This window comes from Aeromicrobium sp. PFPM2_SD2 (assembly GCF_057364525.1).
The window spans coordinates 1-14,845 of the sequence record NZ_JBNFNZ010000020.1; the positions used below are offsets into that span (position 1 = coordinate 1).

Consider the following 14,845-nt stretch of genomic DNA (forward strand, 5'->3'; position numbering starts at 1 on the left):
TCGTACGCGTCGCGCGTCGCCTCGATGTTGCGCGCGATGTACGGCCCCTCCTTGTCCGGCTGCGACGGACGCACCTGGAAGGACTGCATGATCGCCGGCCAGATGCCGCCGATGAGGATGGCGGCGTCGTGGTTGCCGGGCACGAAGACGACCGGGACGTCGAGCGCCGAGGACAGGAACTCCAGGTAGGCCCAGGGCAGGTCGCCGGCGGCCAGGACGAGGTCGGGCCGGTAGCGCCGGACCGAGACGTCGTAGAGCTGCTCCACGACCTCGTCGGCGACCACCAGTGCACGGACCACGCCCCCACTGTACGTCGGGGTGTGACGCCCGCCACCGGGCTCAGGCCGGGCCCGAGCCCTCCGCCGCCCAGCGCTCGCGGTCGGCGACGATCTTGCGGCCGAGCGCCCATCCGCCCCAGTACAGCAGTGCGAACATGCCCCCGACGAAGAAGAACGCCGGGTGCAGCAGGCCGAGCGCGACGAACCCGACCTGCACGACCCAGCCGAGCACGTCGCCGACGGCGCCGCGGCGGAACAGGCCGGTCGTGACCAGCGCGAGCACGGCCAGGACGCTGCCCACCGCGACCGCGACCTCGGTCGGGACGTCGGCCAGGTGGACCAGGATCGGGATCGACAGGCCGAACAGGATCGCCTCGAAGACGAGGATCGCCTGGCACATGTGCTTCACGCGGCGCCGCCTCCCAGCAGCACGCGGGCCTCGCCGACCGTGACGACCGACCCGGTGACGAGCACGCCGCCGCTGCCCAGCGCCTCCTCGTAGCCCTCGGCGGACTCCGCGAGGTTGATCGCGGTCGCGACCGCGTCGTCCAGGGCCGGGGCGAGCACGACCCGGTCCTCGCCGAACAGGTCGGTGGCCACCTCGGCCAGCTCGGCGGCCGGCATGGAGCGGTCCGAGGAGCTCTGCGTGACGACCACGGTCGCGAGCAGCGGCTCGAGCACGCGCAGGATGCCCTCGACGTCCTTGTCGGCCATCATGCCGACGACGCCGACGAGCGGGCTGAACGCGAACGCCTCCTGCACCGCGTCGACCAGGGCGGCGGCGCCGTGCGGGTTGTGGGCGGCGTCGAGCAGCACGGTGGGGCTGCGGCGCACGACCTCCAGGCGTCCGGGCGAGGTGACCGACGCGAACGCGGACTGGACGAGGGACGCCTCGAGCTCGCCGGCGCCGGTGAACGCCTCGACCGCGGCCAGCGCCACGGCCGCGTTCTGTGCCTGGTGGGCGCCGTGCAGCGGCAGGAAGACGTCCTCGTAGCGGCCGCCCAGGCCCTCGAAGGTGACCACCTGGCCGCCGAGGGCCGGCACGCGCTCGGCGACGCCGAAGTCGACGCCCTGGCGGTGGACGGTCGCGCCCACCTCGGCCGCGCGGCGCAGCAGGACGTCCATGACCTCGGGGCGCTGGTCGGCCAGCACCGCCTGGGCGCCGGCGTGGATGATGCCGGCCTTCTCGATCGCGATCAGCTCGGGCGAGTCGCCCAGGTACTTGGCGTGGTCGACGTCGATCGGCGTGACCACGGCCAGGGCCGCCTCCGCGACGCTCGTCGCGTCCCAGGTGCCGCCCATGCCGACCTCGACCACGGCGACGTCGACCGGCGCGTCGGCGAAGGCGGCGTAGGCCATCGCCACGACGGTCTCGAAGAACGACAGCGGCGCACCGCCGTGCTGCGCCGAGGAGTCGTCGACGATCTGCGCGTACGCGGCGACGTCGGCGAAGGCGTCGACGAAGGCGTCCTCGCTCAGCGGCTCCCCGTCGAGGCTGATGCGCTCGGTCATCGACAGCAGGTGAGGGCTGGTGAACCGGCCCGTGCGCAGCTGGCGCTCACGCAGCAGCGTGTCGATCATCCGGCTCGTGGACGTCTTGCCGTTCGTGCCGGTCAGCTGCACGACCGGGTACGCCCGCTGCGGCTCGCCGAGCAGGTCCATGAGCGCGCGGACGCGGTCCAGCGACGGCTCGAGCTTCGTCTCGGGCCAGCGTCCCAGCAGGGCGCGCTCGACCTCGGGGTAGGTAGGTCTCATCGGGGCCAGTATCCCAGGCCCGGCCAGCGCGGTCCCAGGGGCGGAACCAGGGATCTTCCGGGTATCGATCCTGTCGGTGCGAAGGCGCATCATGAGACCTGACCTGGACGTGCTCGGGACGCCCTCACCTCACGTGCTCAGGAGCGCCCATGTCCCGTTCGACCGCCGGGTGGATCACCCGCCGCTGGCTCCCGTGGGCGGTGCTCGTCACCGCCGTCGTCCTCACCGGCGCGCTCGGCTCGCTGGGCAGCCGGCTCTCCGAGGTCGAGGACAACGACGTGGGCTCCTGGCTGCCCGGCTCGGCCGAGTCGACCCAGGTCATCGAGAAGTCGGCGGCCTTCGCCGACTCCAAGGCCATCCCGGCCGTGCTGCTGTACACCCGCGACGGCGGCCTGACCGCCGACGACCTGGCCGCCGTCGCCGCGGCCGGCCAGCGGGCCACGTCCGTCGAGACCGTCTCCCCGGAGGTGGTGGGGCCGATCCGCTCCGAGGACGGCGAGGCGGCCCAGCTCGTGGTGACGTTCACCGTCGGCGACGACGGCTGGGACGCGCTGCCCGACCTCGTCGACGACCTGCGCGACGTGGCCACCGAGGACGTCCCGGACGGCCTGGTGCTGCACGTCGCCGGCCCGGCGGCGCTCGGCGCCGACCAGGCCGACGCCTTCGCCGGCATCGACGGGGTCCTGCTGCTGGCCGCGATGGGCGTCGTCGTGCTCATGCTGCTGCTCACCTACCGCAGCCCGGTGCTGTGGCTGATCCCCTTGTTCTGCGGCCTGGTCAGCCTGGGCATCGCCCAGGGCGTCGTGTACCTGCTGGCCGACGCCGGGCTGACCGTCAACGCGCAGAGCGCCGGCATCCTCACCGTGCTGGTGTTCGGCGCCGGCACCGACTACGCCCTGCTGCTCATCGCCCGCTACCGCGAGGAGCTGCACCACTTCGAGCGGCGCTCGGAGGCCATGCGCCACGCGCTGCACCACGCGACGCCCGCCATCGTGGCGTCCGGGGCCACCGTGGTCGTCGGCCTGCTGTGCCTGCTGTTCGCCGAGATGAACTCGACCAGCAGCCTCGGGCCGGTCGCCGCGGCCGGCATCCTCGTCGCCGTCGTGGTCATGCTGACGCTGCTCCCGTCGCTGCTCGTCATCTTCGGGCGGTGGGTCTTCTGGCCGGCGTCCCGCACCACGGCGACCCCCGACCGCGGCGAGCGCAGCCTGTGGGGCCGCGTCGGCCACCGCATCGACCGCCGCCCCCGCGCGGTGTGGGTCGGCACCAGCGTCGCGCTGGCGGCCTGCGCGCTCGGCATCGTCCAGCTCAACGCGACCGGGCTGTCGAACGCCGACACGTTCACCTCGGACCAGCCCTCGATCGAGGCCGGCGAGGTGCTGGCCGAGCACTTCCCCGGCGGCGCCGGCAACCCGGTGCAGGTGGTCAGCGACGCCGCGGCCGCCGAGCAGGTCGCCACGACGCTCGGCCGCGTGGACGGGATCGCGCCGGGCACGGTGACGAAGCCGGTCGTGCGGGACGGGCTGGCCTACATCGAGGCCACGCTCGCCGACGCGGCCGACTCCGACGCCGCGGCCGACACCATCGACCGCGCCCCGCGACGAGCTGCACGCGCTCGACGGCGCCGACGCCCTGGTCGGCGGCAACACCGCGGTGAACCTGGACGTGCAGCGCGCCTCGGCGCGCGACAACGCCGTGATCATCCCGGTCGTGCTCGTGGCGGTGCTGCTCATCCTCGGCCTGCTGCTGCGGGCGATCAGCGCCCCGCTCGTCCTGCTCGGCACGGTGGTGCTGTCGTTCGGCGCGGCCCTGGGGATCAGCGCGCTCGTCTTCCGCCACGTGCTGGGCTTCGCCGGCACCGACACGTCGTTCCCGCTCTTCGCGTTCGTGTTCCTCGTGGCGCTCGGCATCGACTACAACATCTTCCTCATGACCCGCGTCCGCGAGGAGTCGCTGCGCCACGGCACCCGGCGCGGTGCCCTGCTCGGCCTGGCCGCGACGGGCGGCGTCATCACGTCGGCCGGGCTGGTGCTGGCCGGCACGTTCGCGGCGCTGGCGACCCTGCCGATCGTGTTCCTGGCCGAGCTCGGGTTCGTCGTCGCGCTGGGCGTCCTGCTCGACACCATCGTCGTGCGCTCGGTGCTGGTGACGGCGCTGAACCTGGACGTCGGACGGCACATCTGGTGGCCGAGCCGGCTCGCGCGCACGGACGGCGCGGCGCAGACGCCGCCCGAGCAGAGTCGCGAGGCGGTGCGCACCTAGACTGAGGCCTCATGAACGCCGTGCCGCAGAAGCCTGTCCTCGAGGGCCTGGAGGCCACCTGGTCCCAGCGGTGGGAGGAGCAGGGCACGTTCCGCTTCGACCGCAGCAAGGATCGGGCGGACGTCTACTCGATCGACACCCCGCCCCCGACCGTCTCGGGCTCGCTGCACGTCGGGCACGTCTTCAGCTACACGCACACCGACCTCGTCGCGCGCTTCCAGCGCATGCGCGGCAAGGAGGTGTTCTACCCGATGGGCTGGGACGACAACGGCCTGCCCACCGAGCGCCGCGTCCAGAACTACTTCGGCGTGCGCTGCGACCCGTCCCTGCCGTACGAGCCCGACTTCACCCCGCCGCAGAAGCCGGACCCGAAGAAGCAGGTCCCGATCAGCCGGCGCAACTTCATCGAGCTGTGCACCCGCCTGGTGGTCGAGGACGAGAAGGTCTTCGAGTCGCTGTGGCGCACGCTGGGCCTGAGCGTGGACTGGACGCAGACCTACACGACCATCGGCGACGAGGCCCAGGCCACCAGCCAGCGCGCGTTCCTGCGCAACCTGGCCCGCGGCGAGGCCTACCAGCAGGACGCCCCCACGCTGTGGGACGTCACCTTCCAGACCGCCGTGGCCCAGGCCGAGCTCGAGGCGCGCGAGTACCCGGGCGCCTACCACCGCGTGGCCTACCACCTGGCCGACGGCACGAAGGTCCACGTCGAGACCACGCGTCCCGAGCTCACGCCGGCCGCCGTCGCGCTGATCGCGCACCCCGACGACGAGCGCTACCAGCACCTGTTCGGCACGACCGCGACGTCGCCGATCTTCGGCGTCGAGGTGCCGGTCGTCGCGCACACGCTGGCCGACCCGACCAAGGGCTCGGGCATCGTGCACTGCTGCACCTTCGGCGACCTCACCGACGTCCAGTGGTGGCGCGAGCTGCAGCTGCCCAACCGCACGGTCATCGGCCGCGACGGCCGCATCCTGCCCGACGTGCCCGCCTGGATCGCCACCGACGCCGGCCGCGCCCTGTACGCCGAGCTGGCGGGCAAGACGACGTTCAGCGCTCGCGAGCTGGTCGTCCAGGCCCTGCGTGAGAGCGGCGACCTGGACGGCGAGCCCCAGCCGACCCAGCGCATGGCGAACTTCTACGAGAAGGGCGACAAGCCGCTGGAGATCGTCTCCACCCGCCAGTGGTACATCGCCAACGGCGGCCGCGACGCCGACCTGCGCAAGGCGCTCGTGGCCCGCGGCGACGAGATGACCTGGGTGCCCGGCTACATGCAGTCGCGCTACACCAACTGGATCGAGGGCCTCAACGGCGACTGGCTCGTCTCGCGCCAGCGCTTCTTCGGCATCCCGTTCCCGGTCTGGTACCGCCTGGACGAGGCCGGCGAGCCGGTCTACGACGACCCCATCCTGGCCCGCGAGGACCAGCTGCCGGTCGACCCCGCGTCGCAGGCCCCCGACGGCTTCGACGAGGACCAGCGCGGCGTCCCCGGCGGCTTCATGGCCGACCCGGACGTGCTCGACACCTGGGCCACCTCGTCGCTGACCCCGCAGATCGTGTGCGGCTGGGAGCGCGACCCCGAGCTGTTCGAGCGCACCTTCCCGATGGACCTGCGCCCCCAGGGCCACGACATCATCCGCACCTGGCTGTTCAGCACCGTCGTGCGCTCGCACCAGGAGTTCGGCCGCGTGCCGTGGAGCCACACGGCGCTGTCGGGCTTCGTGGTCGACCCCGACCGCAAGAAGATGTCCAAGTCCAAGGGCAACGTCGTCGTCCCCGACGAGATCCTCACCAAGTACGGCGCCGACGCCGTCCGCTGGCGCGCCGCGGGTGCCCGTCCGGGCGCGGACTCGCCGTTCGACGAGGCGCAGATGAAGGTCGGCCGCCGCCTGGCCATGAAGGTGCTCAACGCGAGCAAGTTCGTGCTGGCCGCCGAGGACGCGTACGGCCTGGGCGCCGACGCCTCGTACCTGGACGCCGCCCGCGTCACCGAGGCCGTCGACCTGGCGATGCTCGACCGGCTGCGCGGCGTCGTCACGACGGCCACCGAGCACCTCGAGGCCTACGACTACGCCTCGGCCCTGGAGGTCACCGAGAAGTTCTTCTGGGACTTCTGCGACGACTACCTCGAGCTGGTCAAGGAGCGCGCCCGCCGCACCGACGCCGGCGGCGAGTCGGCGAAGGCCGCGTTCGCCCAGGCCCTGTCGGTGCAGCTGCGCCTGCTCGCGCCGTTCCTGCCGTACGTGACCGAGGAGGTCTGGTCGTGGTGGCAGGAGGGCTCGATCCACCGGTCGGCCTGGCCGACCCCCGACGACCTCGGCACCCCGGTCGCCGACCAGCGCGTGCTCGACGTGGCCGCACAGGCCCTCGCCGGGGTCCGCGGCGCCAAGTCGGTCGCCAAGGTCAGCCAGCGCACCGAGGTGACCGCCCTGGTCGTCCGCGCGCCGCAGGACGACCTCGACGGCTCGCGCTCGCGCTCGACGACGTCCGCGCCGCCGGCAAGGTCACCGGTGACGTCGCGCTGGAGGCCGCCGACGGCGAGGTGCAGGTCGAGGCGACGCTGGCCGCCGCCGAGTAGCCCGGCACCGACGACGAAGGGCCCTCCCCGTTCGGGGAGGGCCCTTCGTCGTCCCGCGTCGCCTCACTCGTCGGCGAGCTCGTGCTCCTCCTGCTCGGCGAGCGTCGGGCGTCCCTGGTTGCAGAACACCTCGAGCTCGATCGAGCGGCCGCCGCGCGCGAACACGGCGTCGACGTCGTCGTCGGGCCCGGGCTCGAAGCTGACCACGCGCAAGCCCGCGGCCTCGTCGGGCAGGGCCCGACGCCCACCGCGTACACGCCGTCGCAGCCCACGCGGAAGCCGCCGAACTCACCGGGCGTGGCGGTCTGCAGCTCGAACGAGACGTCGACGCGGTCGCCGTCCTCGTCCTCGGCCTCCAGCTGGTAGCGGGCGGCGGCGCAGGTGCCGTCGGGTGCGCACGGGCGTCGTCGGCCGACGCCGACCACCACCAGGCGCCGGCTCCGGCACCCACGACGACGACGGCAGCGGCCGCGGCCACGGCACGGGTGGACTTCTTCACGGTGGGGCTCCTTCTCTCGGGGACCCCACCACCGTGCCCGCCGGGCGCCCAACGGCGTCCCTGGTCGGGGCTAAGGAGCGGCAAAGACGTCAGTCGAGGACGTCGAAGCCGATGCCGGCGCGCTGCAGCCGGTCGATCAGCGCGTCGCCCATCGCCACCGCGGTCGTCGTCTGGCCGGCGACCTCGGGCAGGTCGTCGAACGCCAGCGAGAGCGCCGACTCGGCGAGCATCTTGGACGTCTCGGTGTAGCCCGGGTCGCCGCCGCTCACCTGGGTGCGCAGGTGCTGGTCGCCGGCCTGCGCCTCGAGCACGAGCCGGAAGTACGAGCGCTCGCGACGGGCCTCGTCGGGTCCCTCGCCCTGCTGGGCGGCGCGCAGGAGCAGCGCCCGCGTGGGCGGCAGCTGGGCGGCCGCGAAGGCGACGCCCAGCCCCGCCCCGGCCACCGCGAGGGTGCGGGCCTTCTTGACGTGGGCGAAGTGCTCGTAGCGGAAGTCGGGCCCGTAGGCGGGCAGCGCGCGGGCCGAGCGCAGCACGACCTGGGGGTCGAGCGTGGGCAGCGGCACGGCGTAGCCCACGCCGCCGGGCCCCTTGCCGAACGAGCCGCCGCCCTTGACCCGCCGGTCGGCGGGACGCGGCTCGAGCCGCCGGCGCTCCGCGGCCGTGCGCTTGGCCTGGCCGAGGCGTCCGAAGACGCCGACGGCCGAGTGGTAGGTGCCGCCGGAGAACGCGGCGTTGGAGCGGATGTAGCCGCGCACGGTGATCGGGACGTCGTCGGGGAGCTGCTCGACGGTCCACAGCACGCCGAGGTCGTACGGCACCGAGTCGAAGCCGCACGCGTGCACGAGGCGCGCGCCGGACGCCTCGGCGGTGCGGTGGTGGCGCAGCCAGGTGCGGTCGACGAACTCCGGCTCGCCGGTGAGGTCGACGTAGTCGGTGCCGGCGGCGGCCGCGGCCTGGACGGCGGCCTCGCCGTGCTGCAGGTAGGGCCCGACCGTGGTGGCCAGCACCCGCGTGCCCTCGCCAGCTCGCGCATCGAGCGGGCGTCCTCGACGTCGGCGACGCGCAGCTCGGGCCGGGTGCCACCGGCCGCCGAGAGCGCGTCCCGCGACCCGCTCGATGCTTGTCGCGGCTGCGTCCGGCGATCGCCCAGCGGGTGCCCGCGGGCACGTGCTCGGCGAGGTACTGCGCGGTCAGGCCGCCGGTGAACCCGGTGGCGCCGAGCAGCGTGACGTCGACGCGGCTCACGAAGCCTTGCGCCCGAGCTCGTCGTGGGTCATGACGGTCGGCTCGCCCTCGCCGCGCACGCTGGCGGCGTCGACGACGACCTTCGCCACGTCCTCGCGGCTCGGGATCTCGAACATGACCTGCTGCAGCGCGTCCTCCAGGATCGAGCGCAGGCCGCGGGCACCGGTGTCGCGCTCGAGGGCCAGGTCGGCCATGGCGTTGATCGCGTCGTCGCTGAACTCCAGCTCGATGCCGTCGATCTCGAACAGCCGCTGGTACTGCTTGACCAGGGCGTTGCGCGGCTCGGTGAGGATCGCGACGAGCGCCTCGCGGTCGAGCTTGTCGACGGCGGCGATGACCGGCAGGCGGCCGATGAACTCGGGGATGAGGCCGAACTTGAGCAGGTCGGTCGGCTGCACCTTGGAGTAGGTCTTGGTCTTGTCGGCGTCGGCGACGCGCACCGGCTCGGCGTTGAAGCCGAGGCTGGTCTTGCCCGCACGCTGCTCGATGATCTCCTCCAGGCCGGCGAACGCGCCGCCCACGATGAACAGCACGTTCGTCGTGTCGATCTGGATGAACTCCTGGTGCGGGTGCTTGCGCCCGCCCTGCGGCGGCACCGAGGCGGTGGTGCCCTCGAGGATCTTCAGCAGCGCCTGCTGCACGCCCTCGCCCGAGACGTCGCGGGTGATCGACGGGTTCTCGGCCTTGCGCGAGATCTTGTCGATCTCGTCGATGTAGATGATGCCCGTCTCGGCCTTCTTGACGTCGTAGTCGGCGGCCTGGATGAGCTTGAGCAGGATGTTCTCGACGTCCTCGCCGACGTAGCCGGCCTCGGTCAGCGCCGTGGCGTCGGCGATGGCGAACGGGACGTTCAGCATGCGCGCCAGGGTCTGGGCCAGGTAGGTCTTGCCGCATCCGGTGGGGCCGACCATGAGGATGTTGGACTTGGCCAGCTCGACCTGCTCGTCCTTGGCCCGGCCGCCGGCGGCCTGCGCCTGGACGCGCTTGTAGTGGTTGTAGACCGCCGTGGCCAGCGAGCGCTTGGCCCGGTCCTGGCCGATGACGTACTCGTCGAGGAAGTCGTAGATCTCGCGCGGCTTGGGCAGCTCGCCCAGGCTCACCTCGGAGCCCTCGGAGAGCTCCTCCTCGATGATCTCGTTGCACAGGTCGATGCACTCGTCGCAGATGTAGACGCCGGGTCCGGCGATGAGCTTCTTGACCTGCTTCTGGCTCTTCCCGCAGAAGGAGCACTTGAGCAGGTCTGCCGTCTCGATCCGTGCCACGAGGCCGATCCTCTCTCGATGCGTCTCGTCCGGCACACCATCGCCGGACGACTCCTTGACCTTAGTCGTCCCGTACCCCGCTGACACGCAGGTCAAGCGCGTGTTCGCTGACGGCGCACGGGCCCTGCGCCGTCTGACGCACGAGGGCCCCGGACGTCGGTGACGTCCGGGGCCCTCGTGACGAGGCGTCGCTGCTCAGACGGCGGGCGTCTTGAGCGAGTCGAAGACCTGGTCGACGATGCCGTACTCCACGGCCTGCTCGGCGGTCAGGATCTTGTCGCGCTCGACGTCGCGGCTGATCTGCTCCACGTCCTTGCCGGTGGCCTCGGAGAGCATGCTCTCCAGCAGGCTGCGCATGCGCAGGATCTCGTCGGCCTGGATCTCCAGGTCCGAGATCTGGCCGCCGGTGCCCTCGGTGTAGGGCTGGTGGATGAGGATGCGGCTGTTCGGCAGCGCGTAGCGCTTGCCCGGCGTGCCGGCGGCGAGCAGCACCGCGGCGGCCGAGGCCGCCTGGCCCAGGCACACGGTCTGCACGTCGGGCTTGAGGTAGCGCATCGTGTCGTAGATCGCCGTCATCGCGGTGAACGAGCCACCGGGGCTGTTGATGTACAGCTGGATGTCGCGGTCGGGGTCCATCTGCTGCAGGCACAGCAGCTGGGCCATGACGGCGTTGGCGACGTCGTCGCTGATCGGGGTGCCGACGAAGATGATGCGGTCCTCGAACAGCTTCGCGTACGGGTCGATCCGGCGGAAGCCGTAGGAGGTGCGCTCCTCCCACTGCGGGATGTAGTAGCTCACTGCACTTCTCCTGTCGTGACGTCGGCCGCGCGGGTGACACGTGGTCGATGAAGCCGTACTCCTTGGCCTGCACCGGGGTGAACCAGCGGTCCCGGTCGGAGTCGAGGTCGATCTGCTCGACGCTCTGGCCGGTGTGCAGCGACTGGAGCTCGGTCAGCTGCTTCTTGAGCAGCTTGCTCTGCTCGGCCTGGATGCGGATGTCGGAGGCCGAGCCACCGATGCCGCCCGAGGGCTGGTGCATCATGATGCGCGCGTGCGGCAGGGCGTAGCGCTTGCCCTTGGTGCCGGCGGCCAGCAGGAACTGGCCCATGGAGGCGGCCAGGCCCATGCCGACGGTGGCGACGTCGTTGGAGATGAACTGCATGGTGTCGTAGATCGCCATGCCGGCGTCCACGGAACCACCCGGGCTGTTGATGTACAGGAAGATGTCGGCCGTCGGGTCCTCGGCGTTCAGCAGCAGCATCTGCGCGCAGATCGCGTTCGCGTTCTGGTCGCGCACCTCCGAGCCGAGGAAGACGATGCGCTCCTTCAGCAGACGGTTGTAGATGTGGCCGTCGAGGTCCGAGGGGCCGGCGTCGGCGGCCATGCGGGGTGTCGTCTCAGGGTTCACGTCCACGACCCTAGACGGCCGACCACGCGAACACACGCGTGACCCGCACCTGTTCGCTGTCGGCAGACGACGCTCAGGCCTCGTCGGCGGTGCGGGTGGCGACCGGGGCCTCAGGACGCTGGAGCTCGTGGGTGAGCGCCTCCATCTCGGCGCCGCCGGACATCATCGAGGTCAGCTCCTCGAGCGTGATGTCGGCCTTGGCGTACTCGCCCATGCTCCGGCCGCGGCGCAGCAGCAGGAAGCGGTCGCCGACCGGGTACGCGTGGTGCGGGTTGTGGGTGATGAGCACGACGCCCAGCCCGCGCTCGCGGGCCGCGGCGACGTTGCGCAGCACGACGCCGGACTGCTTGACGCCCAGCGCGGCCGTCGGCTCGTCCAGGATCAGCACCCGCGCGCCGAAGTACGCGGCCCGGGCGATGGCGACGCACTGGCGCTCGCCGCCCGAGAGCGTCCCGATCGGCTGGTCGACGTCGCGCAGGGTGATGCCCATGGACGCCATCTCGTCCAGCGTCACCTGCTTCATGCGGTCGACGTCGAGGCGGCGGAGCGGGCCCCGGCCCTTCGTGAGCTCCGAGCCGAGGAAGAAGTTGCGCCACACCGGCATGAGCGCCACGACGGCGAGGTCCTGGTAGACGGTGGCGATGCCGGCGTCGAGCGCGGCGCGCGGGTTGGCGAACGAGGTGGGCTCGCCGTCGACGAGCAGCTCGCCGTCGGTGTGCTGGTGGGCGCCGGACAGGATCTTGATGAACGTCGACTTGCCCGCCCCGTTGTCGCCCAGCACGCAGGTGACCTCGCCGGCCGAGACCGTCGTGGAGACGTCCTCGAGCGCCGTGACGCCGCCGTAGCGCTTGCCGATGGAGCGGACCTCGATCAGGGGGGTGGTCATCGCGTCGCCTCCGCCTGCTTGCGCACCCACAGGTTGACCAGCACCGCGCCGAGCAGCATGGCCCCCAGGAACGTGCGCAGCCAGTTGTTGTCCCACTGGGCCGCGTTGATGCCCATGAACGTCATGCCGTAGATGAGCGCGCCCAGGGACGCGCCGAACGCCGAGCCGTAGCCACCGGTCATGAGGCAGCCGCCGACGACGGCGCAGATGATGTAGATGAACTCCTGGCCCACGCCGGTGTTGGCCTGCACGGTGGACGTGCGGAACAACGAGATCATGCCGACCAGCCAGCCCGCGCCGGCGGTCAGCATGAACAGCCCGATCTTGGTCTTGAGGATCGGCACGCCGACCGCGCGGGCCGCGTCCAGGTCGCCGCCGACGGCGAAGATCCAGTTGCCGGCGCGCGTGCGCAGCAGCACCCAGCTGGCGAGCGCGGTGAACGCGACCCACCACAGGATGGAGACGTAGAACGTGCCGCCGGCGATCTCGACCGAGCCGCCGAAGATCGGCTGGACCGAGTCGTAGAACGGCACCTTGGCCATGCCCTGGATGGCGACCTCGCCGGTCAGCAGCTTGGTGACGGCCAGGTCGACGCCCTGCACCACGAAGAGGGTGCCGAGCGTGATGATGAAGCTGGGCAGCCCGGTGCGCATGACCAGGTAGCCGTTGAGCGCGCCGACGGCGAGCGCCACGACGAGCGAGAGCAGCACGGCAGCCCACACGTTGAGCCCGTACTGCGTGGTGCAGATGCCGACCCACAGCGCGGTGAAGCCGGTCATGACGCCGGCCGAGAGGTCGAACTCACCGCCGATCATCAGCAGCGCCACCGCGACGGCCATGATGCCGAAGCGGGACGCCGACTCCAGCCACACGCCCGCCCCGGAGGCGGTCATGAACGTGTCGGTCTGGACGGTGAAGAAGACCAGCACCGCCAGCGCCGCCACCAGCGCGCCCGTGGTCGGACGCGCCAGCAGGCGGCGCAGCGGCGAGGTGCTCGACGTCAGCGCTACGTCGCTCATGCGTCAGCGGGTGCCGTTCTCGGCGAACTTCGCGACCGTGTCGACGGTGTCCTTGGTGACGAAGGCCGGACCGGAGTTGACCGGCTGGCCGCCGCCGACGTCGTTGCCGTTGATGTCCTTGAGGTACAGCGTCGTCACGCCCAGGTAGCCCTGGACGTAGGGCTGCTGGTCGACCGCGAACAGGATCGAGCCGTCCTTGATCGCACCGATGACGTCCTCGGTGAGGTCGAACGTGGCGACCTGCGCCTCGCTGCCGGCCTCGTCGACCGCGCCGACGGCGTCCATGCCGTACTGGCCGCCCAGCGTCAGCACGCCGTCGATGCTCGTGTCGGCCTGGAGCTTGGCCTTGATGGTGGCCTTGACCTCGGCGTCGTTGGTGCCGTCGACCTGCAGGTTGGTCATCGTCGCGCCGAGCGCCTGAGCGGCGGCCTTGCAGCGCGTCTCGTGACCGACGTTGCCGGCCTCGTGGATGACGCACAGGGCGTTCTTCCAGCCGGCGGCCTTGAGCTCCTTGCCGGTCTCCTCGCCCGCGATCGTCTCGGACTGGCCGATGTGGGTGATCGCGCCGAACTCGGCCGAGCGCTCCTGGCCGGAGTTGATGGTGACGACCGGGACGCCTGCGGCGACGGCCTTCTTGATGCTGGCCTCGAGGCCGTCGGGGTTGGCCATCGAGACGACGATGCCGTCGACGTCCTTGGCCACCGCGTTGTCGATGAGCTGCGACTGCTCGGCCGGGTCGTTGGAGCCGGAGTAGTCGACGGTGACGCCGTAGTCGTCACCGGCCCGCTCGGCGCCGGACTTCACGCGGTCCCAGAAGGTGTCGCCGGCGGCGGCGTGCGTGATGACCGCGTACGTGAGGTCGGACGTGTCCGTGGACGCGCCGGTCTCCTCCTGGCCCGTGCCGCTGCAGGCGCCCAGCAGGACACCGGCGGCGAGGGCGGCCGCGGCGAGCTTCAGCTTCGTCATGGGTGGTGCTCCTTGGTCAATCAAGCGGTGCCGTCGATCGAGGCGAGAGCCGTCGCGCCAGCACGACGGCCCGCCCACCTTACGCGGTGGTAGGCGCGCGCTCGGCCTCGGCCTTGATCTGGGCAAGGGTCTGCTCGATGCCGCGCTGCAGCTCGGCTCGAAGGCGGGTACCCCGCCCATGAAGCGGTTCACCAGGAAGTTGGAGATCGCCTTGCCCGGCGCCTTGACCCGCCGGCTCTCGGTCAGGCGGGTCCCCGTGGCGGTGGGCTCGAGCTCGTACGTCCACGTGGTGCCGTTGATCGGGACGTGGAAGGCGAGCACCCGCTCGCGCTCGAACCGGGTGACCTTCGAGGTGGTGGGCCACCAGAGCGGGCCGCGGTTGTTGAGGTTGACGGTGACCGTCCCCTCGCTGACCGGGCCGCGCAGGATGAACATCTTCTTGCACTGCGGGCTGCGCTCCCCCATGCGGCGCAGGTCGGCGACGACTTCCCACACGGCGGCGGGCGGCGCGTCGATCTCGGTGCTCGCCTCGATGAGCTCACGCTCGGCCATCTGCGTCTCCTTCGGTCGGGTGCGGGCCGTCGCCCAGCATGGGGGCTGGACGCGCGCCGAGCCACCCGACGAGCAGGTCGGCGACCTGCGGGTCGTGGAGCAGCGGGCGTCCGGGGCGCCGCACGACGCGGTGGA

At 71.7% G+C, this 14,845-nt stretch carries 11 protein-coding genes and 3 pseudogenes; 3 read left to right on the forward strand and 11 right to left on the reverse strand.

All coding sequences use genetic code 11. From position 1 onward, the window contains the following. From AC2W7G_RS02535 to AC2W7G_RS02545, 3 genes are all read right to left on the reverse strand, one after another. Nucleotides 1–299 (reverse strand): UPF0182 family protein (locus AC2W7G_RS02535; RefSeq protein WP_485867054.1); only part of this gene is annotated, 299 nt, incomplete at its 3' end. A gap of 40 nt (nucleotides 300–339) precedes the next feature. After that, a complete protein-coding gene (locus AC2W7G_RS02540; protein ID WP_485867063.1) occupies nucleotides 340–678 on the reverse strand; it encodes a DUF4233 domain-containing protein in 339 nt (112 codons plus the stop codon). A gap of 5 nt (nucleotides 679–683) precedes the next feature. Next, nucleotides 684–2,033: a bifunctional folylpolyglutamate synthase/dihydrofolate synthase gene (locus tag AC2W7G_RS02545; RefSeq protein ID WP_485867055.1), complete on the reverse strand. Its 1,350-nt coding sequence runs from the start codon at nucleotides 2,031–2,033 to the stop codon at nucleotides 684–686. A gap of 149 nt (nucleotides 2,034–2,182) precedes the next feature. Here AC2W7G_RS02545 and AC2W7G_RS02550 point away from each other — a divergent pair. The 3 genes and pseudogenes from AC2W7G_RS02550 to valS all read left to right on the forward strand — a co-directional run. Next, nucleotides 2,183–2,575: pseudogene (locus tag AC2W7G_RS02550) on the forward strand (hypothetical protein); the annotation flags it as partial. A 1,111-nt stretch (nucleotides 2,576–3,686) separates the two neighbouring features. Next, nucleotides 3,687–4,295, forward strand: a complete 609-nt coding sequence (locus AC2W7G_RS02555; protein WP_485867064.1) for an MMPL family transporter — start codon at nucleotides 3,687–3,689, stop codon at nucleotides 4,293–4,295. 11 nt (nucleotides 4,296–4,306) lie between these two features. Further along, nucleotides 4,307–6,873: pseudogene (valS, locus tag AC2W7G_RS02560) on the forward strand (valine--tRNA ligase). 63 nt (nucleotides 6,874–6,936) lie between these two features. Here the strand turns inward: valS and AC2W7G_RS02565 are convergent. The 8 genes and pseudogenes from AC2W7G_RS02565 to AC2W7G_RS02600 form a co-directional block, all read right to left on the reverse strand. Continuing rightward, nucleotides 6,937–7,086, reverse strand: a complete 150-nt coding sequence (locus AC2W7G_RS02565) for a hypothetical protein (RefSeq protein WP_485867056.1) — start codon at nucleotides 7,084–7,086, stop codon at nucleotides 6,937–6,939. Between the two features lie 375 nt (nucleotides 7,087–7,461). Then, a complete protein-coding gene (locus AC2W7G_RS02570) occupies nucleotides 7,462–8,379 on the reverse strand; it encodes a saccharopine dehydrogenase family protein (RefSeq protein ID WP_485867057.1) in 918 nt (305 codons plus the stop codon). 234 nt (nucleotides 8,380–8,613) lie between these two features. Then, nucleotides 8,614–9,879 (reverse strand): ATP-dependent Clp protease ATP-binding subunit ClpX, encoded by a 1,266-nt coding sequence (clpX, locus tag AC2W7G_RS02575; protein ID WP_485867058.1) that lies wholly within the window; start codon nucleotides 9,877–9,879, stop codon nucleotides 8,614–8,616. A gap of 195 nt (nucleotides 9,880–10,074) precedes the next feature. Beyond that, complete coding sequence (locus AC2W7G_RS02580; RefSeq protein WP_485867059.1) at nucleotides 10,075–10,677, reverse strand: ATP-dependent Clp protease proteolytic subunit; 603 nt, start codon at nucleotides 10,675–10,677, stop codon at nucleotides 10,075–10,077. Nucleotides 10,678–10,714: 37 nt separating this feature from the next. Next, nucleotides 10,715–11,263: pseudogene (locus AC2W7G_RS02585) on the reverse strand (ATP-dependent Clp protease proteolytic subunit); the annotation flags it as partial. A 97-nt stretch (nucleotides 11,264–11,360) separates the two neighbouring features. Then, nucleotides 11,361–12,173 carry an ATP-binding cassette domain-containing protein gene (locus AC2W7G_RS02590; protein WP_485867060.1) on the reverse strand — a complete coding sequence of 271 codons (813 nt, stop codon included), beginning with the start codon at nucleotides 12,171–12,173 and terminating at the stop codon, nucleotides 11,361–11,363. Continuing rightward, complete coding sequence (locus tag AC2W7G_RS02595; RefSeq protein ID WP_485867061.1) at nucleotides 12,170–13,192, reverse strand: ABC transporter permease; 1,023 nt, start codon at nucleotides 13,190–13,192, stop codon at nucleotides 12,170–12,172. Before AC2W7G_RS02595 ends, AC2W7G_RS02590 begins: the two co-directional genes overlap by 4 nt. Nucleotides 13,193–13,195: 3 nt before the next feature. Beyond that, complete coding sequence (locus tag AC2W7G_RS02600; RefSeq protein WP_485867062.1) at nucleotides 13,196–14,710, reverse strand: substrate-binding domain-containing protein; 1,515 nt, start codon at nucleotides 14,708–14,710, stop codon at nucleotides 13,196–13,198. Nucleotides 14,711–14,845 lie beyond the last annotated feature (135 nt).

What these genes read in the sequence shown, in the direction of transcription:
- AC2W7G_RS02540 (WP_485867063.1), bottom strand. Translation starts at nt 678, where the DNA reads ATGTGCCAGGCGATCCTCGTCTTCGAGGCGATCCTGTTCGGCCTGTCG.
- AC2W7G_RS02545 (WP_485867055.1), bottom strand. Translation starts at nt 2,033, where the DNA reads ATGAGACCTACCTACCCCGAGGTCGAGCGCGCCCTGCTGGGACGCTGG.
- AC2W7G_RS02590 (WP_485867060.1), bottom strand. Translation starts at nt 12,173, where the DNA reads ATGACCACCCCCCTGATCGAGGTCCGCTCCATCGGCAAGCGCTACGGC.
- AC2W7G_RS02595 (WP_485867061.1), bottom strand. Translation starts at nt 13,192, where the DNA reads ATGAGCGACGTAGCGCTGACGTCGAGCACCTCGCCGCTGCGCCGCCTG.
- AC2W7G_RS02600 (WP_485867062.1), bottom strand. Translation starts at nt 14,710, where the DNA reads ATGGCCGAGCGTGAGCTCATCGAGGCGAGCACCGAGATCGACGCGCCG.